The organism is Streptomyces sp. NBC_00425 (genome assembly GCF_036030735.1).
GTDB lineage: Bacteria > Actinomycetota > Actinomycetes > Streptomycetales > Streptomycetaceae > Streptomyces.
This window is the reverse complement of the sequence record NZ_CP107928.1, coordinates 9,012,155-9,033,188: the sequence shown is the minus strand read 5'-3', so window position 1 is coordinate 9,033,188 and position 21,034 is coordinate 9,012,155. Positions and strand designations below refer to the sequence as shown.

Annotated in this window: 19 protein-coding genes; 8 read left to right on the top strand and 11 right to left on the bottom strand. The window is 73.9% G+C overall.

What is annotated here, in order from left to right:
* Positions 1-26: 26 nt before the first annotated feature.
* The 7 genes from OHS82_RS39860 to OHS82_RS39830 form a co-directional block, all read right to left on the bottom strand.
* Positions 27-863, bottom strand: a complete 837-nt coding sequence (locus OHS82_RS39860) for a class I SAM-dependent methyltransferase (RefSeq protein WP_057581117.1) — start codon at positions 861-863, stop codon at positions 27-29.
* A gap of 255 nt (positions 864-1,118) precedes the next feature.
* Positions 1,119-1,979, bottom strand: coding sequence for a DMT family transporter (locus OHS82_RS39855; protein ID WP_057581118.1), 861 nt, complete (start codon positions 1,977-1,979; stop codon positions 1,119-1,121).
* Between the two features lie 188 nt (positions 1,980-2,167).
* Positions 2,168-2,311, bottom strand: coding sequence for a hypothetical protein (locus tag OHS82_RS39850; protein ID WP_199863867.1), 144 nt, complete (start codon positions 2,309-2,311; stop codon positions 2,168-2,170).
* A 92-nt stretch (positions 2,312-2,403) separates the two neighbouring features.
* Positions 2,404-2,790 (bottom strand): hypothetical protein, encoded by a 387-nt coding sequence (locus OHS82_RS39845; protein WP_199863869.1) that lies wholly within the window; start codon positions 2,788-2,790, stop codon positions 2,404-2,406.
* Between the two features lie 230 nt (positions 2,791-3,020).
* Positions 3,021-3,197 carry a hypothetical protein gene (locus OHS82_RS39840; protein WP_199863871.1) on the bottom strand — a complete coding sequence of 59 codons (177 nt, stop codon included), beginning with the start codon at positions 3,195-3,197 and terminating at the stop codon, positions 3,021-3,023.
* 172 nt (positions 3,198-3,369) lie between these two features.
* Entirely contained in the window at positions 3,370-4,062 is a 693-nt protein-coding gene (locus OHS82_RS39835) for an alpha/beta hydrolase (RefSeq protein ID WP_443061821.1), read from the bottom strand.
* A 172-nt stretch (positions 4,063-4,234) separates the two neighbouring features.
* Entirely contained in the window at positions 4,235-4,600 is a 366-nt protein-coding gene (locus tag OHS82_RS39830; RefSeq protein ID WP_057581119.1) for an ANTAR domain-containing protein, read from the bottom strand.
* A gap of 278 nt (positions 4,601-4,878) precedes the next feature.
* Between OHS82_RS39830 and OHS82_RS39825 the strand changes: the two genes are divergently transcribed.
* Positions 4,879-5,838 (top strand): helix-turn-helix transcriptional regulator, encoded by a 960-nt coding sequence (locus OHS82_RS39825; RefSeq protein WP_057581120.1) that lies wholly within the window; start codon positions 4,879-4,881, stop codon positions 5,836-5,838.
* 48 nt (positions 5,839-5,886) lie between these two features.
* Here the strand turns inward: OHS82_RS39825 and gap are convergent, their stop codons facing one another.
* Entirely contained in the window at positions 5,887-6,885 is a 999-nt protein-coding gene (gene gap, locus OHS82_RS39820; RefSeq protein WP_266719652.1) for a type I glyceraldehyde-3-phosphate dehydrogenase, read from the bottom strand.
* A 116-nt stretch (positions 6,886-7,001) separates the two neighbouring features.
* A complete protein-coding gene (locus OHS82_RS39815) occupies positions 7,002-7,958 on the bottom strand; it encodes a GlxA family transcriptional regulator (RefSeq protein WP_057581121.1) in 957 nt (318 codons plus the stop codon).
* A 160-nt stretch (positions 7,959-8,118) separates the two neighbouring features.
* Here OHS82_RS39815 and OHS82_RS39810 point away from each other — a divergent pair, with 160 nt between their 5' ends.
* Positions 8,119-8,967, top strand: a complete 849-nt coding sequence (locus OHS82_RS39810; protein WP_328435635.1) for a pectate lyase — start codon at positions 8,119-8,121, stop codon at positions 8,965-8,967.
* Positions 8,968-9,029: 62 nt separating this feature from the next.
* On the opposite strand, the gene OHS82_RS39805 is transcribed toward OHS82_RS39810, so the two are convergent.
* The gene (locus tag OHS82_RS39805) at positions 9,030-10,685 is read right to left on the bottom strand and encodes a sigma-70 family RNA polymerase sigma factor (protein ID WP_328435634.1); all 1,656 of its coding nucleotides are present in this window, start codon (positions 10,683-10,685) and stop codon (positions 9,030-9,032) included.
* A 325-nt stretch (positions 10,686-11,010) separates the two neighbouring features.
* On the opposite strand from OHS82_RS39805, the gene OHS82_RS39800 reads away from it, so the two are divergent.
* Together OHS82_RS39800 and OHS82_RS39790 are read left to right on the top strand one after the other, a co-directional pair.
* Positions 11,011-12,114 carry an ABC transporter transmembrane domain-containing protein gene (locus OHS82_RS39800; RefSeq protein WP_443061841.1) on the top strand — a complete coding sequence of 368 codons (1,104 nt, stop codon included), beginning with the start codon at positions 11,011-11,013 and terminating at the stop codon, positions 12,112-12,114.
* 165 nt (positions 12,115-12,279) lie between these two features.
* Positions 12,280-13,470: an MFS transporter gene (locus tag OHS82_RS39790; RefSeq protein ID WP_057581190.1), complete on the top strand. Its 1,191-nt coding sequence runs from the start codon at positions 12,280-12,282 to the stop codon at positions 13,468-13,470.
* A gap of 406 nt (positions 13,471-13,876) precedes the next feature.
* Here OHS82_RS39790 and OHS82_RS39785 read toward each other — a convergent pair whose 3' ends face one another.
* Entirely contained in the window at positions 13,877-15,478 is a 1,602-nt protein-coding gene (locus OHS82_RS39785) for an MFS transporter (RefSeq protein WP_057581123.1), read from the bottom strand.
* A gap of 627 nt (positions 15,479-16,105) precedes the next feature.
* Here OHS82_RS39785 and OHS82_RS39780 point away from each other — a divergent pair.
* The 4 genes from OHS82_RS39780 (at position 16,106) to OHS82_RS39765 (ending at position 20,836) form a co-directional block, all read left to right on the top strand.
* Positions 16,106-17,530 carry a GH25 family lysozyme gene (locus OHS82_RS39780; RefSeq protein WP_328435633.1) on the top strand — a complete coding sequence of 475 codons (1,425 nt, stop codon included), beginning with the start codon at positions 16,106-16,108 and terminating at the stop codon, positions 17,528-17,530.
* 50 nt (positions 17,531-17,580) lie between these two features.
* Complete coding sequence (locus tag OHS82_RS39775) at positions 17,581-18,546, top strand: hypothetical protein (protein ID WP_328435632.1); 966 nt, start codon at positions 17,581-17,583, stop codon at positions 18,544-18,546.
* Positions 18,547-18,701: 155 nt separating this feature from the next.
* On the top strand, positions 18,702-20,180 hold the full coding sequence (locus OHS82_RS39770) for a glutamate-cysteine ligase family protein (RefSeq protein ID WP_057581124.1): 1,479 nt from the start codon (positions 18,702-18,704) through the stop codon (positions 20,178-20,180).
* Between the two features lie 158 nt (positions 20,181-20,338).
* Complete coding sequence (locus tag OHS82_RS39765) at positions 20,339-20,836, top strand: peptidylprolyl isomerase (protein ID WP_057581125.1); 498 nt, start codon at positions 20,339-20,341, stop codon at positions 20,834-20,836.
* The last annotated feature ends 198 nt before the right edge of the window (positions 20,837-21,034 follow it).

Sequence of the window (21,034 nt, the reverse complement as noted above, 5' to 3'; positions counted from 1 at the left end):
TCGCCGCTCGCCGCTCGCCGGAAGGGTCAGCGGGGTGTCCGCCAGGTCATGATCTCGGTGGCCGGCAGGCGTTCGGCGAAGCGGCCGTCGGACGCCTCCTGCCGCAGCAGGGCGCGCAGATCCCGCTCGAAGTCGCCCAGCCGGTCGCCGAACAGATGGGGCGCGGAGTCGGAGCGGGAGAACGCCCACGCCACGATGTCATCCGCGGTGCGCTCTACCGCTGCTCCCCCGGCGGGCACGACATGTCGCCGGAAGTCCACGAACCCGGCCCGGGCCAGGACGAGGTCCTCCCGATTGGGCGTGCCGTTCAGGAGAACTCCGCGTCCGGCGCGGCGCACCGGACCGAGATATCGGCGCACGAGGGCGGCGATCCGGTCGTACGGGGGCGCGGGCGACGGCAGCGGGCTCGGATCGGGGGGCACGTTCTTGTGGTCGCTGACGTGGACGAAGAACCCTCCCGGCTCCAGCATCCGCAGCACCGTGGCGGCGACGCGGTCCCGGTCGGTCCAGTGGAAGGACTGGGCGAACACCACCGCCCGGAACTCCCCGAGGCCCGCCGGCAGCTCCTCGGCACGGGCGGCCACCCAGCGGGCGGTGACGCCGTGCCGGCCAGCTTGGCGTTCGGCCTCGGCCAGCATGTCCTCGTCCGGGTCGACGCCCACCGCCTCGGTGAAGCGGTGCGCGAGGGCGAGCAGGACGGTCCCCGGGCCGCAGCCCACGTCGAGGAGTCTGCCCCGGCCGTCCAGACCGAGGGCGTCGGCGACGGTCTCGGCGAAGCCCGCAGCGTAGGGGAGTCGGCCGCGCTCGTAGTGGGCCGCGCTGCCCCGGAACAGAGAACTGTCCCACTCCCACCCGTCAGGCATCCCGTCCTCCGACCGCCCGGCCCGCGGGCTTCGGCGTCACCGGCCGGCCCCGTCCGCCGCGGCGGGCTTGGCGCGCTCGCTCGGTCCGTACGTCACCATCGGCAAGCTGTCCGATGTGCCCCGCCACGGACACCGCGTTCCCGCCGACTCGGCTGTCCCCTCGGACCCTTCTCGGACCCTTCGCCGGTCCACACGTCAAGTTCCCTTCCTCCCTTCGCGCTCCCGACACGGCTGCCTCGCGCCCGTGCGGACGCCTCACCGCACGGCCTCGGCCGGCCGGGGCACCACCACGCGCGCCAGCCGCAGGACGCCACAGAGGAGGACGAGCGCGCCGATCGCCTGGGGAACCAGCCACCAGCCGGTGCGGATCCGTTCGCCGAACAGGGCGACGCCCAGCAGGAGGCTCACCGAGGCGTCGCCGATGGTCAGCGCCGGCTGGGAGGCGGTGAGGGGGCCTGCCTGGAGCGCGTTCTCCAGGAGGAGGACGGAGGCGATGCCGGTGAGGGCGAAGCCGTAGGTCTGCCAGGCGCCGAGAAAGGCGGGCAGGCCGTCGTCGGCGAGGCGGTCCGTCGCCGACTTCAGCAGGGCCGCGGTCAGCGCGTTGCCGACCGCGGCGGCCGAGGCCAGCGCGGCGGCCCGGAACAGCCGGGACGACGAGGAGCGGGCGAGCAGGACCGCGCCGGCCATCACTCCCAGGGTGATCACCAGGACCGGGACCCACCGGGCCATGGCCGCCTGCGCACGCGTGCCCGAAGGAGCCGCCGCGGCCAGGAGGAGGGCGAGTCCGCCCACCACCGCGCCGACCGCCGTCCAGCCGTCGGCCGACAGCCGCCGGTGCAGCAGGGGCGCCGCCACCAGCAGAGCGAACGGGAGTTCTAGGATGAACACGGGCTGGACGAGTGCCATGGGCCCGTTGACGAGCGCCAGTGCCTGGAACAGCGCCGCGCCGGCCACACCGGCGATCCCGATCGCCCAGGCCGGCCGCCGTACGAGGGCCAGCATGAGTCGCATCCCGCCGCCCTGGTCCACGGTGGAGGCGGCCTTGCGCTGGAACGCCGTGCCCACCGCGTTGCTGGCGGCCCCGAGGACGGCGAAGAGCACGGCGAGCTCGATCATGACTCCACCATGCCCTGCGTGCGCGCTCCCTTCAGCGCGACGCGAGCCCCACCGGCCGCGACGCACGCCCTCAGCCGCTCCGAAGCGCTACGCGGCGGGCGGCGGGCGGTCGCGTCCCGGCCTACGGCGGGCGGCTGGCAGCGGGCGGCGCGCGGAGTGACGTCGTCCGGCGCGGCCGTGAGGAGGCGTCAGCGGCGGGTGCGCAGCCGGGCGAGGAGGCCGCGCGCCTGGGCGCGGCGCCGCGGGTCGGCCGCGGCACGCCGTGCCTGCTCGATCGTGCGCTGCCCCTGAGGGCTGCGGGCGAACGTCTTGATGCGCTGGATGAGGCTCATCGCTCTGCTCCCGTTGGGGTCCGTCGACGTCGTTCGTCTTCTCGGCTCAGTCCTACCCCCGAACGGGTCGAACAGGCCGGTCGGTCGCCGGTTCACGCACACCGTGCCGCCGGCGCGACGCCGAGGCCGCGCGTCATCTGGCCGACCGTGGTGCGAACGGGTACGGACGTGGTCCGGGCGGCCGCGGGCGCGGTGCGGGCCGGCCGGACCCGGTAGGTCGTCTTCGCCGGATCCGCGACGGGCTCGCCGAGCGTGATGCGTCCGGCCCCGTGCAGCGCGTCGCACTCGGCGCGGGACAGGGCGACGTAGCAGCCTCCCCGGCCGCTTCCCGCGTCCAGCGGCCGCCAGTAGCCGTAGGTGCGCCGGCCGTTCGCGTGCTCGGTGACGAAGACGGGGGTTCGCGGATCGGAGACGATGCGCAGGATGTCGGCTCCGGCACGGCTCAGCGGTTCCGCGGGGCGGGAGGGAGCCTTCCGCACGACGGTCCCTGCACCGCGCTCGTCCGGGAGGGGCAGACGTCGTGCCGCGGCTGGCCGGCGATTGGCGGTGGTCGGCATCATCGGTGACCTTTCCTGGGCGGGGACTGGAGACCGCCTACCCGGCGAGCCGGAGTTGATCTCTCTCCGGAGGCATCCTTCATCACACCACTGACAACGGGCCGTCCCTCAAGCACCGTCGCCCTTGCGGCGTCTGACGGATCCTCACGGCGTCAGGAGAAGAACCCCCGGGGCGCGGGCAGGCCCGGCGTGAAAGAGGACGGCGCGCTCATGACACGGTCCAGTTCGCGGCGGATGCGTTCGGCCTCGCCACGCACCTGCGCGGGCACATCACCTCGTTCGCTGACGAGGCGGTGGTAGATCGGGGTGTCGTCGAAGACGGGGGTCACCGAGGAGACTCTTCTTTCGGGTCGAACCGGCGCTTACGGGCAGTCGCCTGACGGCCCGGCAGCGGAACCGCCGAACGGCGACATCATCGTATTGTCCCCGATGCGCCGCGGTGCGCGTGACGCGGGGCTCCGTGGAGGGCCGTGCGGCGCCGGGCGCCGCGCGTGTCCGGCGTCACCAGAGCAGGGGGTTCTCCGCCGCGCAGGCGCGTCCGGCCAGGCCTTCGAGGGCGCCGGACGCCGGCTGTGCCCGCAGCAGCTGCGCGACGACCGCCGTCGTGGCACGGTGCCAGTCGGCGCCGCGCCGGAGCATCGCGTGGTCGCCCCCGCGGACGAGGACGAGACCGGCCTGCGCGCCCGCCTGCCGGGCCCGCCGCACGTACTCCGCGGACGCCCCGGGGTCGGTGACCCGGTCGCGGTCGCCGTGCAGGACGACGACCCGCGTCCCGGCGAGGTGGGCGACGGGTTCGCCGGGCGGACACCACGGCGCCAGCGCCAGCACAGCGCGCACCGCCGGGTCGGCGGCCGCGCGCAGCGCGGCCCGGCCGCCCATCGAATGGCCGACCAGGGTCACGGGCACGTCACCGGCGAGGCGCCGTAGCTCGTCGAGGGCCCTTGCCGCGTCGTCCACCGGGTCCTCGGTGGCGTTCCAGCCCTGGTAGCGGTAGCGCACCTCGGCGACGAGGACGTCCCGGCGGTCCGTCGACGCGGCCGCGGCCCGCAGGACGGGACGCATGCGCAGGGCGGCCGGATGCCAGGCCCTCGACGCCCTGCGGCTGTGCTCCCGGCCGCCGTGCAGCATCAGGACGGCGGCCCCGGCCCGCGTCGTCGGCCGGCGCCGCACCACCAGCGCGGCAGCGCCCGCCACGGCCGTTCCCTTCTCGCCCGCTCCTCTTACGCCGGCTCCCTTTTCGCCCACTGCCCCGCCGCCTCCCGCAGCTCGCCCCGGACCGCCACGGGCGACCCGGACGCCTGTCGGCCAGGTCCGGCGGACACGGCCGAGGATGTCAGAGACGGCCCCGGTCCGCAGGGGTGAGGGCTCACCCCCGGCCGACGGAGGGCTGCTCGGCCGCGCGTTCGTCGGCCCCGCCGAGGGCGCCGGCGGCCCTGGCCCGCTCCCGGGTGCGGACCACCACGGCGCGCATCACGGGGCGGATCTCGTCGGGCAGGCGGCCGCACTCCACCCAGCGCAGCACGAGTTGCGCGACCTCGCGCAGCTTGATGTTGGTGTGCTGGGAGACCTGCTTCAGCACGTCCCAGCTGTCCTGCGGCGGAAGGCGGCACACCGCCGCGACCACACCGATCGCCTGGTCGATGACGGCGTGCGAGGTCAGGGCATGCCGGAGTTGCTCCACCTCCTGCTCGAGCGCGGCCACTCTCCGGACGAGTTCGTCGTTTTCCGACATACGAGGTCGCTCTTCCTCCTCAGCCCCTGACAGCCGCCTGTCCGCAGACGAGTGGCCTGCGTCATCGTGACGTCCGCGTCCGCGAGCGTGACGTCGTCACCAGCCTGGGCGCCCGGACCGCCCCCGCGCGATCCCGTAAACGAACGACATCGGGGACGACAGTCCGCGCAACGAAAAAACACACCCTCCACGCGTCCCCCACAGGCATCCGGAGCCGTACGCGGGGCAGATGTGGTCCGAGAGGGGCAGATCGCTCCGTGGCGAGGAGATCCGGGCGCATGCACACGCTCACGTTCGACAGTGACGACCTCGAACTGACCGAGGACTTCCTCAGTCGTGCCTACGCCACCATGCGCATCGGCAGCAGCACCCCGGAGACCAGCAGGGCGCGGATCAGCCGCGGGGACCTCGGCCCGGTCACCGTCGACGAGCTCGACCTCGACTTCGACATGAGCTACGCCGTCACACCGCTGGGCCGGATCTGTCTGTGCGTGGTCCACGAGGGCACGATCCGCGACCACGTCTACCCGGGGGTGGAGGACTCCTTCGGCCCCGGGGACGTGGTCTCCTTCGCGCCGCCGACGCAGTCCTACGCGGGTCGCGTCTGCCGTGCCCGCTACAACATCACCATGCTGGACACCGATCTGCTGACCCAGGTGGCCTCCAGCGGGGGAACAGCGGTCACCGAGCCCGTCCGGCTGACCGGGCACCGGCCGCACTCCCCCGAGGCGGGCAGACGCCTGCGGGACACGATCTCCTACGTGCGCGACCACATCCTGGCCGACCCGGCGCTCGCCGAGCAGCCGCTGATCGCGTCGACGGCGTCCCAGCACCTGGCCGCGAGCGTGCTCGCCGCGTTCCCCAACACGGCGCTGACCGACCCCACGGCCGCCGACCGGCGCGACGCGCATCCGGACATGCTGCGCCGCGCGCTGGCGTACATCGACGACCACGCCGACCAGCCGATCACCGTCGCCGACATCGCCGCGGCGGCGCACGTCACCGTCCGCGCGCTCCAGTACGCCTTCCGGCGCCACCTGGACAGCACCCCGCTGGCGTATGTGCGGGGCGTTCGGCTGTCCCACGCCCACCGGGACCTGCTGGCCGCCGCCCCGCAGGAAGGGACGACGGTCACCGGCATCGCGGCCCGCTGGGGCTTCCACCACCCGGGGCGCTTCGCCGCGCTCTACCGCGAGACCTACCTGCGCAGCCCCGGCCAGACCCTCCAGGGCGGCTGACCGGGACCGGACCGGCGCTCGGCCCGGGCCCGGTCCGGCCGTCGCGGGTCAGCGGGCGGCGAGGAGTTCGAGGGTGTCGATCACGCGGTTCGAGAACCCCCACTCGTTGTCGTACCAGGCGACCACCTTGACGTGGCGGCCGTCGACGCGGGTGAGGGCCGAGTCGAAGATCGACGAGGCCGGGTTGCCGGTGATGTCGGACGACACCAGCGCGTCCTCCGAGTACTCGAGGACGCCGGCGAGCGGACCCTCGGCCGCGGTGCGGTAGGCCGCCAGCACCTCGTCGCGTGTCACCTCACGGGCGACGGTCGTGTTCAGCTCGACGATCGACCCCACCGGGACCGGCACCCGGATCGAGTCGCCGGACAGCTTCCCGTCGAGGTCCGGCAGCACGAGCCCGATCGCCTTGGCGGCGCCCGTAGTGGTCGGGACGATGTTCACTCCGGCGGCACGGGCACGGCGCGGGTCGCGGTGCGGGCCGTCCTGGAGGTTCTGCTCCTGCGTGTACGCGTGCACGGTCGTCATGAAGCCGTGCTCGATGCCCGCGAGACCGTGGAGGACGGCGGCCAGCGGGGCGAGCGCGTTCGTGGTGCAGGACGCGTTCGACACGATCGTGTGCAGCTCGGGGTCGTAGGCGTCGGTGTTGACGCCGTAGGCGAGGGTGACGTCGGCGCCGTCCGAGGGCGCGCTGACGAGCACCTTGCGCGCGCCCGCGTCGAGATGGGCGCGGGCGGCCTTGGCGGAGGTGAAGCGGCCGGTCGCCTCCAGCACGATGTCGACGTCGAGTTCGGCCCACGGCAGCTGCGCCGGCTCGCGCTCGGCGAGCACCTTGATGCGGCGGCCGTCGACGACGAGTGCGCCGTCCTCGACGGTGACCGGTCGGCCGAGCCGGCCCGACGTGGAGTCGAAGGCCAGCAGCCGCGCGAGGGCGGTGGGCTCGGTGAGGTCGTTGACGGCGACGATCTCGAGGTCGCTGTCGCGTTCGAGGAGCGCACGCAGCACGTTGCGTCCGATGCGGCCGAATCCGTTGACGGCGATGCGAGTCATGAGTGGTGTCCCTTCGGTTCGCCACCAGCCTCGCGCGGGGCGGGCGGCGCCGGCCACGGCGTGAGCGCCATGGTTCGAAAGGATCCCGCCAGCCGCGCGGAGGGCCCGGCCCGCCGCTACTCGCCGCGGGTGAAGGTACGCCGGTATTCGCTCGGCGTGGTGCCCAGGATCTGCTGGAAGTGCGTCCGCAGGTTCGCGCCCGTGCCGAGACCGACGTCGTTCGCGATCTGCTCGACCCCGCGCTCGGAGCGCTCGAGCAGCTCACGGGCCGCGTCGATACGGGCACGCATGATCCACTGCATCGGCGTGTACCCGGTGTCCTCGACGAAGCGCCGGGAGAAGGTGCGCTCGGAGACCGCCGCGTGGCGGGCCATCGCCTCCAGGGTCAGCGGCTCGTCGAGGCGGTGCAGCGCCCATTCGCGGGTGGCCGCGAACCGCTCGCCCAGCGGCTCCGGCACACTGCGGGGCACGTACTGAGCCTGGCCGCCGCTGCGGTAGGGGGCGGCGACCAGCCGCCGGGCCGCGTGGTTGGAGGCCGCCACGCCGAGGTCGCGGCGCAGGACGTGCAGGCAGAGGTCGATGCCGGAGGCGGCGCCGGCCGAGGTGAGGACACTGCCCTCGTCGACGAAGAGGACGTTCTCGTCGACCCTGACGCGCGGGTGCTTCGCCGCGAGGGCCCGGGCGTAGTGCCAGTGCGTCGTGGCGCGGCGGCCGTCGAGCAGACCGGTGGCGGCGAGCGCGAAGGCGCCGGTCGAGATGGCGGCGAGTCGCGCGCCACGGGCGTGGGCGGCGATCAGTGCGCGGACCACGGCCTGCGGCGGGTCGTCACGGTCCGGGAAACGGTAGCCGGGGATGAAGACGACGTCGGCCCATTCGAGCGCCTCCAGGCCGTGGGCGACGTGGTACGACAGTCCGTCGCCGCCGCTCACCGGGCCGGGCGCCGCACCGCAGACCCGGACCTCGTACGGCATGCTCGCGCGGGTCGTGAAGACCTGCGCCGGGATGCCGACGTCGAGGGGCTTCGCTCCGTCGAGCACGAGGACGGCGACGCGCCGGAGGCGGGAGGACGACATTCGCCACAGCGTACGGGGCGGGTCCCGGGGAGCCTCCGCCGCGCCGCCCGGGGTGTCGGAGGACGTCGCAGGGGCTTCCTGGGGCGGGCCGGGCGCTGAACACGCCCGCGGCCGCACGCGTATGGCTCTGCGACGGTTCATCGAAAGGCGCGGTGCTCACGTGACAGCTCACTCTCCCCACTCCGGTCACCGCAGGCGTCAGAACCGCACCCCTCTGATCGCCGCCGCCGCGGCCGGCGTCCTCGCGGTCACGCTGGCGGCGCAGGCCGCCCTCGCGAGCGGCGAACCGGGGACGGCCGCCGAACCGGCCGGCGCCCACGTCCTCGCCGTACCGCGGGCCTCGGGCGAGCAGCGGCTGACCGCGACCCGGCGGATCACCGGGGTCGTGGACGGCGCGTGGACCCGGTTCACCGGAGCGGGCGCCCTGGGCGGGGACGGTCGGGGGAAGGGCCAAAAACCGCTGTTCGAGCTGGCGGACGGCGCCGTCCTGAAGAACGTCATCCTGGGCGCCTCCGCCGCCGGCGGCGTGCGCTGCCTGGGCAGTTGCACCCTGCAGAACGTGTACTGGGAGGACGTCGGCGAGAACGCGGCCGCCTTCCTCGGCACGTCCGCGGACGCGGCGTACACCGTCAGCGGCGGCGGTGCCGCCGACGCCGCGGGCACGGTGTTCCGGTTCGACGGGGCGGGCACGTTGTCGGTGCGCGACTTCGCCGTGGCCGGTTTCGGGGAACTGGTGCGCTCCTGCGGCGACTGCGGTGAGCAGTTCCGCCGGGACGTGGTGCTGCAGGACGTCACGGCCACCGCTCCCGGCGGCGAACTGGTCGGCGTCAACCGCAACTTCGGTGACACCGCCCGGCTGAGCGGTGTCACCGTGGTCGGCGACCCGGGCCGGGACGTCGTGCCCTGCCAGAGGTTCGAGGGGGTGACCTCCGGCGAGCCGGCGAAGCTCGACGCCGGACCCGACGGAGTGACCTGTCTCTACGAGGAGTCCGACGTCGCCTTCCGGTGAGCCCGCGACCGCGGCCCGCCGGTCACGCGGTCACCCCGTCGTCGGAGCAACCGGCCGCCCGGTCACAGCTTGGCGCCGAAGTTCTGCGTCCACCACGGGCCGCCGGCGCCATCGTGGATGCCCACGCCGATGTTCTTGAAGTCGCAGTTGAGGATGTTGGCGCGGTGGCCGGGGCTGTTCATCCAGGACGTCATCACCGACTGCGCCGTCTGCTGACCCTTGGCTATGTTCTCGCCGTACGTGGACCAGCGGTAGCCGGTGGCGGTGATGCGCGCTCCGGGGTCGGCGCCGTCGGGGTTGGTGTGGTCGAAGAAGTCGCGCGCGGCCATGTTGTCCGAGTGGCCCTGGGCGGACTTGTGCAGCAGCGGGTCTGCGGTGAGGGGGCCGCAGCCCGCGGCCGCCCGTTCCTCGTTGACCAGGGCGATCACCTGACTCTCGCGGTCGGACGAAGCGGACTGCGCGAACGGCGTCCTGGACGTGGACCGCTGCGTGCCGGCGGCCGGCTTCGCCGGTGTCTTCGCCGGGGCGCTGCGGGAGGCGCGGGCGCTCGGCGTGGCGGTCGCGGCCGGCGACTTCGACGCCGAGGGCGAGGCGGTGACCGACGGGGACGGCGAGGGCGGCGAACTCACGCGGCCGGCGTCCGGGGAGGGCCGCTCGGAGACGAGGGCGTCGTTCGCCGGCTGCACCGCGGTGCTCTGGCCGGACCCCGTGTCCGGCTGCGTCCCGAAGTAGTACAGGCCGCCGCCCGCCACGCACGCGGCCACCACGGCTCCGCCGACCGCCCGCCGCCGTGTGCGCCGCCTGCGTCGGGCCGCGGTGCGCGAGACGCCGTGATCGCCCGCGGCGCGGCGCCCCGTCCGCACGATCACGGTGGGATCACCGTCCGCGGTCGGCGGGACGGCCGAGGCGGCCAGGGCGACGGTGTCGGCGACGCCGGGAGTCTTCGCGAGGAGCGCGGACGACACCGCGACCAGCGCCAGCCCGGCCAGCAGCCCCTCCGCGGGCAGCAGTCCGCTCCACAGGCCCGAGCACCGGGCGCAGCCGCGTGCGTGGCGGGCTATGCGCTTGCGCCACAACGCCGAGGGCCGCCCGTCGAACCCCGCGAGGGCGTCCCGCAGTTCCGCGCACGGCGGCTGCGCGTCCAGCGCCCGCACCACCACCCGCGCCGCTTCCAACTGCGCCTTCATCCGCTGCACGCGCACAGCCGTGTGCTGCGGTGTCAGCGTCAGGGCGTCGGCGATCTCGGCGCGGGTCAGCTCGCCCGCGCACTCCAGCCACCACAGGGACAGCAGGCCGCGGTCCTCGGGCTCCAGCCAGCGGGTGGCGCGCGCGGTCTCCTGCCGCTGGCCGGACAACTGCAGCTGCACGATGGTCAGGTCGACGAAGTCGGCGCCCGGATCGGCCACCTCGTCGGCCTCCTCCATGCCGCCCTGCGCGGGCTGGAGGCGGTTGAAGTGCGCGCGTACCTGGTTCATCGCGATGGCGACCAGCCAGGAGCGGAAGCTCTCGGGCGACCTCAGCGTGCTCAGCGAGTCGAGGGCGCGCAGCATGGTGTCCTGCACGACGTCGTCCACGTCCACCGAACCGTTCAACGCCCGGCCCACGATGTTGTAGACCAGCGGGAGGTAGGCGCCGACGAGCGCGTCCTGAGCCGCCTGGTCGCCCGCCCGGGCAGCCCTCACCAGCTCCGCCGCGTCCACCGTGTGCCGTTCACTCATTGCTGCTTCCCTGTCCTCGACTCCGAACGATGCTGTCCCTCAATTCGGGGATCGCCGCGGGAGCACCGGATAACGGTTCTTCGGAAAAACGTGCGAGGAGAGAGTGGCCGCTGTGACGTCGCCGGCGCAATGGAGGGGGTCACATTGCCGCGGGCGGACCGCCGGCGGAGGGCGCCGCGGCGGAGCTCGCGACGCGACGGACGCGTGATCGACCGGCGAGGAGTGCTGGCACCGATCGGCAAATGAAGTTAGGCTAACCTAAGTTCATCGAGGCAACGTCAAGTGCCTTGCGTCATCGGTCCGGAGGGACACATGAGGAAGGCGGATCCGCCCGGCCGGAGAGTCCTGCGCGTGGGCCGGTGAACGCGCCTCGCTGACCACCGCTCACCGGCTCAGGGCCGAACTCGTGGCCCGCGTCCTCGCCCCCGAGGGAGGCGCGGAGGAGGGCCGGCTCCCGGGCGAGCTGGCCACCATCGCGACGGAGGACGCCAAACGGGTGGGCGCCGTCATGATGGCGCTGATCGTCGCCGTCGCGTCCGCGACCGGTCTGGCCGTCGGCGCCGTCGTCCTGCTCGGGGTGTCCCTCCCCCTCGGGCTGCTCGCCCTGACGGGCGCCCCGCTGCTCCTGTGGCTCGCCCATCTGCTGAGCAGGCCGCTGGAGCGGCGCAGCGAGACCGAACAGGAACAGGCGGCGCGGGCCTCGGGCGTCGCGGCGGACCTGGTGGCGGGGCTGCGGATCCTCAAGGGCATCGGCGCCGAGCGCACAGTCGTCTCCCGCTACCGGCGGATCAGCCAGGAGTCCCTGACCGCCACCCTGCGCGCCGCCCGCGCCGAGGCCTGGCAGAACGCGGTGGTGACCGTCCTGACGGGCGTGTTCCTCGCACTGGTCGCGCTGGTCGGAGGGCAGCTCGCGGCACGCGGGGACATCGGGGTCGGCGAACTCGTCTCGTCCGTCGCCCTCGCCCTGTTCCTCATCGGCCCCCTTTCCGAATTCTCCTGGGTGTACGCGGAGTTGGCCCAGGGCCGCGCCTCCGCCGGCCGGATCGCGGGCGTCCTCGACGCGGAACAGGCCGTGTCCCCCGCTCCGGCGCCCGGCCGGATCCCCGTGCCGCGCGCCGGCGGCGGACCGGGGCTGCCGCTGCGGCTGCGCGGTCTGGCCCACGGCCCGCTGCGCGACCTGCACCTCGACGTGGCTCGTCCGTCCTCGGCTCCGACTACAGGATCACCCTCACGGCCCTGCGGTCGACCGCGGACGGGTACGCCGCGTCCGTGCGACTGCAGGTCTACACGCAGATCAACGGCCCCTGGAAGGAGTCGGACCGGGTCACCGTGGGCGACGTGGACGGCTGGTTCTGGTACCCGCTCACCGGCAGGGAAGCGGTCTGTCAGCTGTCCACCGCCTCCACCGAACCCGCCCCGCTCACCGTGAGCCTGCTGCGCACGCCGTCGCTGGGCTGCTCGGCACCGGCGCGGTACCTCGTCAAGCACGGCCGCGTGTACGCCGGCTGACACCGTGACGGCCGGCCCGGAGGCCGACCGCGCCGACGCGCGCCGGTCGGTCGCCGGGGCGGCGCACGGGGTTACTGTCGCCCGCATGGACCGTGAACGCCGAGGCCGGCTCCGGTGTCTGCTCGCCGGCGCCGTGTTCGCCGTGTGCATGGCCGGCACCACGCTGCCCACCCCTCTCTACGGCCTCTACCAGGAGAAGTTCGGCTTCTCCGAACTGACGGTCACCGTCGTGTACGCCGTGTACGCCTTCGGCGTCATCGGGATTCTGCTGCTGGCGGGCAATGCCTCGGACACCGTCGGCCGACGTCCGGTGCTGCTGTGGGGCCTGGGCTTCGCGGCCGCGAGCGCGGTCTGCTTCCTGTGCGCGACCGGGCTGGGCTGGCTGTACGCGGGGCGGCTGCTGTCGGGGTTCTCCGCCGGCCTGTGCACCGGGGCCGCCACGGCGTACGTGATGGACCTCGCCCCGCCGGGCGGCGCCGCCCGGGCCACCCTCGTGGCCACGGCCGCCAACATGGGCGGCCTCGGCTGCGGTCCGCTGCTGGCCGGGGTGCTCGCGCAGTACGCGGACCGGCCGTTGTACCTGCCCTTCGCCGTGCACCTCGTCCTGATCGCCGGCTCGGCCGCCGTCCTCGCGCGCCTTCCGGAGACCGTGGCGGAGCGGGGACCGGTCGGCGCGGTGCGTCCACAGCGGCCCGGTCTGCCGTCGCAGGTGCGGACGGTGTTCGGGCCGGCGGCCGCCGCCTCGTTCGCCGGGTTCGCGCTGTTCGGCGTGTTCACCTCGGTCAGCCCGGCGTTCCTCGCCCGGTCACTGGACGTCGGCAACCACGCCGTGAGCGGACTCGTCGTCGCGCTGGCCTTCTTCGCCTCCATCACCGGGCAGACGGCCGTCGGCCGCGTCGGCGTCGCACGGTCGCTGCCGCTGGGGTGCGCCGTGCTCCTCGCCGGTCTGGCGCTGCTCGCCGGCGCGCTGCGCTGGGACCTGCTCACCCTGGTCGTGCTCAGCGCGGTCGTCGGCGGCGCGGGGCAGGGGATGACCTTCCGCGGGGCGCTGTCCGCGGTGGCCGCGGCGTCCCCGGCGGAGCAGCGCGCGGCGGTGATCTCGACGCTCTTCGTGGTGGCCTACACGGGCATCTCGGTGCCGGTGATCGGTGTGGGTGTGCTGGTCGGTCCCCTCGGACTGGAGGGCGCCGGGCTGGTGTTCATCGGGTGCATGGCCGTACTCGTGTCGCTTTCGGCGGCCTACCTGCTGCGGCGACCGGTGCCGGCGAAGAGCTGACCGCAGGGGCGGGCCGACGGCCGGCCGCGCGCCGCGTGCACGCCTGGCCGCGTCCGTACGGGTGGGTTCGGCCCTCGGGCGAAGCGCCACGAGGCAGTTCCGCGTTGTGCAGACCCCATCCGTCATCACGTCATCACGGGAAAGGCCCTTCGATGCGACGTACCGCTCTGCTCGCCGTCTGCGCCCTGGTCAGCGCCGCGGCCACGGGATTCTTCACCACCAGCGCCCTGCGCAGCCGCTGACGGCGCGGCCGGGGCGGCCCCCACGGGCTCCCCGGCCCGGTCCGTGCGGTCCGGGCACACCGCCGCCCACCACGCGTGGACCCGCCGCCCGCCGCCTCTCCCCCGGCGATTCAGCGCCCTCCGTTCGCGCCCTCGCGCGCGCCAGCCCCCTTCCGCCGGCGTTCTCAACGCCGCGCGAGCGGCTCCTGCGGCGCCTTCTCGGGATGTGCCGCGCCGCCGGGATGCCGGCCGGCGCACAGGAAGCCGACGCCCAGCGCGATGGCCATCCCGTAGAACACCCACTGGTTGGCCTGGGCGAAGTCCATGCGGATCGCGGACATCGACTCCCGCACCGTGGTCGCGACCGGCCCGTCCCCGCTGGGCTGCCGGTTGTCGGCGTTGCCCGTCACCGCTTCCGCAACCCCCCGCGCCGCGTCGCCAGCGGTGCCGGACGGCACCCCGCGCGACTCGAGCGTGTTCCGCACGTTGTCGGTCATGGCGTGGGTCAGCAACGTGCTGAAGAGTGCCAGGCCGACGCTGGCCGCGTAGTTGCGGATCGTCTGCGTGATGCCCGTGACCTCGCCGTACGAGGCGTCGATCGCCCGGTTGACGGCGTCCGTGGAGGCGGGAGCGAGGATGAAGCCGATCCCGGCGCCCGCGAGTGCCGCGTAGGGCCACTGGTCGTGCATGGACAGATCGGTCAGCTTCCCCGCCCACAGGGCGAACCCGACGGCCCCGACGACGCAGCCGATCCTCAGGGCGGGCCGCGCGCCGCGTCTGTCGAGGATCCGCCCGCCCCACTGCGAGGCGAGCGCGAAGCCCGCGAAGAAGTACAGCAGGTACAGCGCCGCCTGGTTGGGCGAGGCGCTCAGGGACACCTGGGCGTAGACGGACGCGAAGAAGAACAGCGGGACGAACGCGAGCATGGCGAAGAACAGCACGACCGAGTCGACGACGAAGGCCCGGTCCCGGAAGACCGCGAGCCTGACCAACGGACTGGCCGTGCGCAGTTCGTAGCGGCAGAACAGCCACAGCACGGCGAGACCGCCCACGATGCAGACCCAGGTGAGCACGCTGTCCCAGCCCCACGCCGAGGCCTGCTGGAAGCCGAGCACGCTCGCGCCCATGCCGAGGGCGATCAGCGCCGCGCCCGGCACGTCCAGCTTCTCGTCGCGGCGACGGTCGGACACACGGGCGAGCGCCGTCAGGATCAGCGCGACGACGGCCACGGGCACGTTGACCCAGAAGATGGCGCGCCAGGTCCAGTCCGTGAGCCAGCCGCCGAGCAGCGGCCCCAGCGCCGTCAGCGCCCCGGTGACGCCGAAGAACAGGGCCAGCGCACGACCGCGTCGCTCCACCGGGAACACCGCCACGACCACGGCCAGGGCCGCGGGGAAGAGCAGGGCGGCGCCGAGCCCCTGGGTCGAGCGGAAGACGACGAGCCAGGTCAGGGCGAAGTCGCCGCGAGGGACACAGCCGCACAGGATCGACGAGATCACGAACACCAGGGTGCCGATCACGACGATGCGACGGGGACCGAACAGGTCCGCCAGACGTCCTCCGAGGGCGAAGAAGGCTGCCAGCGCCAGGAGGTAGGCGTTGACCACCCACTGCATGCCGGAGGCGGAGAGGCCCAGCTCGTCGACGATGTCCGGCGTCGCGATCGCCACGATGGTCTGGTCGATGAACGTCATCGCGACCGCGAACATCATGGCCGCGAGGGCCACCGACGGCGACGGCGCACCCCGGCCCGCCGGCGCGTTCCCCGCCCGATGCTTGGTGTACATGCCAGTCATCACCTCAGTCTGCGCCCGGCCGACCGGTGACGCATGTGCTGAGCCGGACGGCCCGGGCCCGGTGACCGGGGCCGCCCGTACCCGTGCCGGACGGCGACGACGCCTGCCCGCGGCGATGTCCGCGACGCCCGGAACGCCGCGTTCTCCGTCCGCCGCCCACCAGGGATCCGGCGGGCTCCGTCCCGCGCCCGTCTCAGCGGCCGGCGGGAAGCACCAGGTCACGCACCCCTTGTCGGCTTCGTGTCCCGCGGTGACGCGTTGCGCTGTCCCGTCTCGGCCGGCCCGTGAGAGCGTCGGTCCCGCGGAACGGCGTGCGGGCGCAGCGGGTTTGGGCGCGGCGCACGGCTCGGGCGGCCGGGCTCCCTCGGGGGAGGGCCCGGCGTGGGCCACCGCGCGCCGTGCCGCCGCGACGGGCCACGTCCACCACGTCGCGACGCGGCACCCGGGACACGCACCCGAGCACACGACAGGCACCCCGGAACACGGGCACGGGACGCAGACCACGGACGGCAGGCCACCGGCCGGATGGCCCAGGCCGCATGAACGACAGATCCAGGACCCCGGCCACATGACCGAGGCCCCAGGACCCAGGACCCAGGACCCAGGACAAGGAATCCCATGACCAGATCGGATCGGCATCCGGCTCGCCGCCCGGCCCCGTTCCTCTCCACGATGCTGCTGGCGGCCGCCGTCGCACTCGCCGGGGCGGCCCGGAGCGACGCCGCGGACCGCAGCGGCCCGGCCTCACGACCGGCTGCCGCGGCGGCGGCCGACGCGGCCGGGCCCGGCGTCGCGGCCGCGACCGCGGTGTGCGGTCACACCGACGAACAGCCGCCGCTGGCACAGGGATCGGCGGGTCTCGCGACGCGCGAGGCGCAGTGCGAGCTGAACCTGGCCACCAAGACCGGGCACCACACGCCGATCGCGGCGGACGGATCCTTCGGCGCCGGCACCGCGGAACGGGTCCGGACGTTCCAGCGGTGCGCGGGACTCACCGCCGACGGGGCGATCGGGCCCGGCACCTGGGCCGCGCTCAACGCCCGGGCCGCGCATCCACAGCCCTGCACGCCCGACGGCACGCCGAGCGCCCCGCAGGCCTCCGTGTGCGGACACACCGACACACGTCCCACACTGCGCCGGGGCGCGAAGGGCGTCGAGGTCGAAGAGCTGCAGTGCCGTCTCAACCTGGCGATGGAGCCGGGCCACTACCCACCGCTCACGATCGACGGCGACTTCGGCGGCGGCACCGAGAACCGGGTCGTGGAGTTCCAGATGTGCGCCGACCTGGGCACGGACGGCGTCGTCGGCCCCAACACCTGGGCCAGGCTGACCGATTGGTCGAGCCGCGACGCGTACTGCACGCCGCCTCGGCCGGCCGGGTATCCGATCGACGGTCTGGACACCGCCAAGTACCAGCATCCGGGCGGCGCTCCGATCGACTGGGCCGCGGTGCGGGCGGCGGGCGTGGAGTTCGCGACCGTCAAGGCCACCCGGGGGCTCGACGTGACGGACGAGTACCTCGCCTCCGACATGGACGCCGCCCGGGCGGTGGGGCTCGCGGTCGCGCCGTACCACTTCTACACCGGCACCGCCGTCGGCACCGGCGCCGCGCAGGCCGACCGGTTCATCACCGCGGTGCGCGCGGCCGGCTACACCGGACAGCGCCCCGGAGACCTGCCGCCGGTCCTCGACCTGGAGCGCATGGACGACGGCAGCGGACGCTGCCCGACCCATCTCACGGTCGCCGACGCCACCGCCTGGCTCGACACGGTGGAGGCCGCCTTCGGCCGCAGGCCCGTCGTCTACACCCAGAAGTCGTTCCTCGACGACTGCCTGGGGTCGACTCCGGCCTTCGCCGCCTATCCGCTGCAGCTCGCGGACTACCGTCGGTCGATCACCGCGCCGCCCCTGCCGAACGGCTCCGGCACCTGGATCATGTGGCAGTACACCGAGTCCGCGCTCTTCGACGGCATCCGGGCCCCGGCCACCGGGGACGTCTTCAACGGCACCCAGGAGGATCTCGACCGGCTGGCCAACCGCTGACCCGGCCCGTCGGGGTGCGCGGCCGCCCGACCGGGGGGAAGCTGACGATCATGGCAGGCAAGCGGGTGGGACCGGGCGGGGAGACCGGCGTGGAGCAGGTGCTCGACGAGCTCTACGCCACGCCGCCGTCCGACTTCGTCGCCCGGCGGGAGCAGGAGGCCCTGGCGGCCCGGTCCGCCGGGCGTGTGGCCGACGCCCGCCGGATCCGGGCCGCCCGCCGCCCGACACAGGCCGCCTGGGCGGCGAACCTGCTGCTGCGCGCCCGGCCTCAGGAGAGCCGCCGGTTCCTCGAGCTGGGGCAGGCGCTGCGCGAGGCCTACCGCACGCTGGACGCCGACGGCGTCAGGGAACTGTCCGAGCAGCGCCGCAGCATCGTCTCGGCGCTGTCCCGGCAGGCGGCCGAGCTGGCTCGCGAGGCCGGGCACCGGCTGTCGGACGCGACCCGGCAGGACGTCGACTCCACCCTGCGCGCGGTCCTCGCCGACCAGGACGCGGCGGAGCGCTGGTCGGCCGGCCGCCTGGAGAGCGCCCTCACCCCGCCGGCCGACTTCCCGGCCGGCTCGGCCGGCTCGGCCGGCTCGGCGGCGGGCGAGCGGTCCGGGCGCGCCCGGACCGAGCGCGCCCGAGTGGAGGCGCCGCGGCCGTCACCGCGGTCACGGGAACAGGACGAGCTCGCCGAGCGGCGCCGTCGGCGTCAGGAGCAGTTCGAAGCGGCCCGGCAGGCGGCCGAGGAGGCCGCACGCGCGCTGCGCGACCTGCGCACCGCCCGGGCGGACGCCGCGTCGGCCCTCCAGCAGGCCCGCGACCGCCACGACCTCGCCGAACAGCGCCGTGCCGCGGCCGAGGAGGAGCTGCGCACGGCGGGCGAGGAGCTGACGAGGGCCGGACGGGAACGGCAGGACGCCGAGGACCGGCTGCGGGCGGCCGGCGACGCGGTGAAACGGGCCGAACGGACGGCACGGGACGCCGAGAAGCAGGCGGCACGCCTGGCCGGACCGGCCGGCTGGGTGTATTGATCACGAGCGTCGACAACGCTCGTGATCAATACACCCAGGGCGCGGCGCGGGAACGGGTGCGGCCGGGGTGGCCCCGATGTCGCCTGGTGAGGGTCGTCCGGCAGTGCGACGCTGGAGGCGAGAGGCGTCCGAGAAGGGACGCGCCGGGAGGGCCGATGGGACGCGACGTCCCGGCGCTGGTCTTCACCCGCGAGGACCGCCGCCGGTACCGGATCAAGATGCAGGAGTGCCTCGAGGTGTTCGCGCAGATGCTGCGCGAGTCGCGGTTCGAGTCCGAGCGGCCCCAGGTGGGCCTGGAGATCGAGCTGAACCTGGTCGACGCCGAGGCCGAACCGGCGATGCGCAACACCGACGTCCTCGAGGCGATCGCGGACCCCGCCTGGTCCACCGAGCTGGGCCGTTTCAACCTCGAGATCAACGTTCCGCCCCGCCGGCTGACGCAGGGCGGCCCCGACGCCTGGGAATCCGAGATCCGGGCCGCGCTCAACCACGCCGAGGAGCGCGCCGGCTCGGTCGGCACCCGACTGATCATGATCGGCATTCTGCCCACCCTGCGGCAGGAGAACGTCGGAGCCTCCTCGCTGTCGGAGAACGCCCGGTACCGGCTGCTCAACGACCAGGTGTTCGCGGCGCGCGGTGAGGACCTGCACATCGAGTTGGACGGCGTCGACCGGCTGCGCACCTACGCGGACACGATCACCCCGGAGGCCGCCTGCACCAGCACCCAGTTCCATCTACAGGTCTCCCCCGACGAGTTCGCCGCGTACTGGAACGCGGCCCAGGCGATCGCGGGCGTCCAGGTGGCGCTCGCGGCCAACTCGCCGTTCCTGTTCGGCAAGGAGTTGTGGCACGAGACCCGCATCCCGCTGTTCGAGCAGACCACCGACACCCGTCCGCAGGAGATCAAGGCGCAGGGCGTGCGCCCCCGGGTGTGGTTCGGGGAGCGGTGGATCACCAGCGTGTTCGACCTGTTCGAGGAGAACCTGCGCTACTTCCCGGCGCTGCTGCCGCTGTGCGACGAACAGGACCCGCGCGAGACCCTGGCGGGAGGGGACGTCCCCGAGCTCGGCGAGCTGACCCTGCACAACGGCACCATCTACCGCTGGAACCGTCCGGTCTACGCCGTCGCCCACGACCGGCCGCACGTCCGGGTGGAGAACCGCTGCCTTCCGGCCGGGCCGACAGTGGCGGACACCCTCGCCAACGGCGCGTTCTACTACGGACTGACCCGCGCCCTGGTGGAGGAGGAGCGGCCGGTGTGGTCGCGGATGTCCTTCCGCACCGCCGAGGACAACCTGCACGCCGCCGCCCGGCACGGCATCGAGGCCCGGCTGTACTGGCCCGGCATGGGCGAGGTCACGGCGCCGGAACTCGTCCTGCGGCGACTGCTGCCGCTGGCCCACCGCGGGCTGGAGCTGTCCGGGATGGACGCGGACTGGCGGGAGCCGCTGCTCGGCGTCATCGAGCAGCGGTGCGTCACCGGCCGCAACGGGGCCGTCTGGCAGAAGGAGATGTTCCACCGCATCACCGCCTCGTCCCACGCGGGCCGGCACGAGGCACTGCGGCGGATGACGCAGCTCTACATCGACTACATGCATCTCAACGCACCCGCCCACACCTGGCCGGTCGACTGACCGGCCGCGACCGGGCGCGGCGGTCGCGGCACCGGGCGCGGCCGGGCGTCTTTCCCGCTGGCGTGCCACCCTGGAACACGCGCTACGCAAACCGGACACAAGAGACAACACGGCACCCGCAGTGCGACAGCACTCGCCGGAGCGTGCAGGATGGTCCTATGACGATCAAGGTTTACTTCGACATCACCATCAACGACGAGCCCGCCGGGCGGATCAACTTCAACCTGTTCGACGACGTCGTGCCCAGGACCGCGGAGAACTTCCGCGCGCTCGCCACCGGCGAGAAGGGATTCGGCTACGCCGGCTCCTCCTTCCACCGGGTCATCCCCGCCTTCATGCTCCAGGGCGGCGACTTCACGCGCGGCAACGGGACCGGCGGCAAGAGCATCTACGGCGAGAAGTTCGCCGACGAGAACTTCACGCTCAAGCACGACCGTCCCGGTCTGCTGTCCATGGCGAACGCGGGCCCGAACAGCAACGGCTCGCAGTTCTTCGTCACCACCATCGTGACGGACTGGCTCGACGGCAAGCACGTCGTGTTCGGCGAGGTCGCGGACGACGACAGCATGGCCCTCGTCAAGAAGATCGAGGCGCTCGGCTCCCGCAGCGGCTCGACCTCGGCGAAGATCACCATCGCGGCCTCCGGCCAGCTCTGAGTCGGACCTCCGCAGCACCCGCCCGGCCGGGGGGCCGCCTCGGCCGGGCGCCGTGACGCGTCATCGCCGGCCGACCGGGCCGGGTGCGCACCGGGCCGGGCTGCGGTAGGCGCGGGGTCGGCCGACACTGAGGTGGAAGGGCACCTGCCCGGCCCGCCCGGCACGCCTCGGCGGCCTCGGCCCGAGAGGAACCTGGCT

Excerpts from the sequence above, each read along its gene's own strand:
- OHS82_RS39860 (WP_057581117.1), bottom strand. The coding sequence starts at position 863 with ATGCCTGACGGGTGGGAGTGGGACAGTTCTCTGTTCCGGGGCAGCGCG.
- OHS82_RS39855 (WP_057581118.1), bottom strand. The coding sequence starts at position 1,979 with ATGATCGAGCTCGCCGTGCTCTTCGCCGTCCTCGGGGCCGCCAGCAAC.
- OHS82_RS39850 (WP_199863867.1), bottom strand. The coding sequence starts at position 2,311 with ATGAGCCTCATCCAGCGCATCAAGACGTTCGCCCGCAGCCCTCAGGGG.
- OHS82_RS39830 (WP_057581119.1), bottom strand. The coding sequence starts at position 4,600 with ATGTCGGAAAACGACGAACTCGTCCGGAGAGTGGCCGCGCTCGAGCAG.
- OHS82_RS39825 (WP_057581120.1), top strand. The coding sequence starts at position 4,879 with ATGCACACGCTCACGTTCGACAGTGACGACCTCGAACTGACCGAGGAC.
- gap (WP_266719652.1), bottom strand. The coding sequence starts at position 6,885 with ATGACTCGCATCGCCGTCAACGGATTCGGCCGCATCGGACGCAACGTG.
- OHS82_RS39815 (WP_057581121.1), bottom strand. The coding sequence starts at position 7,958 with ATGTCGTCCTCCCGCCTCCGGCGCGTCGCCGTCCTCGTGCTCGACGGA.
- OHS82_RS39805 (WP_328435634.1), bottom strand. The coding sequence starts at position 10,685 with ATGAGTGAACGGCACACGGTGGACGCGGCGGAGCTGGTGAGGGCTGCC.
- OHS82_RS39790 (WP_057581190.1), top strand. The coding sequence starts at position 12,280 with ATGGACCGTGAACGCCGAGGCCGGCTCCGGTGTCTGCTCGCCGGCGCC.
- OHS82_RS39785 (WP_057581123.1), bottom strand. The coding sequence starts at position 15,478 with ATGTACACCAAGCATCGGGCGGGGAACGCGCCGGCGGGCCGGGGTGCG.
- OHS82_RS39780 (WP_328435633.1), top strand. The coding sequence starts at position 16,106 with ATGACCAGATCGGATCGGCATCCGGCTCGCCGCCCGGCCCCGTTCCTC.
- OHS82_RS39775 (WP_328435632.1), top strand. The coding sequence starts at position 17,581 with ATGGCAGGCAAGCGGGTGGGACCGGGCGGGGAGACCGGCGTGGAGCAG.
- OHS82_RS39770 (WP_057581124.1), top strand. The coding sequence starts at position 18,702 with ATGGGACGCGACGTCCCGGCGCTGGTCTTCACCCGCGAGGACCGCCGC.
- OHS82_RS39765 (WP_057581125.1), top strand. The coding sequence starts at position 20,339 with ATGACGATCAAGGTTTACTTCGACATCACCATCAACGACGAGCCCGCC.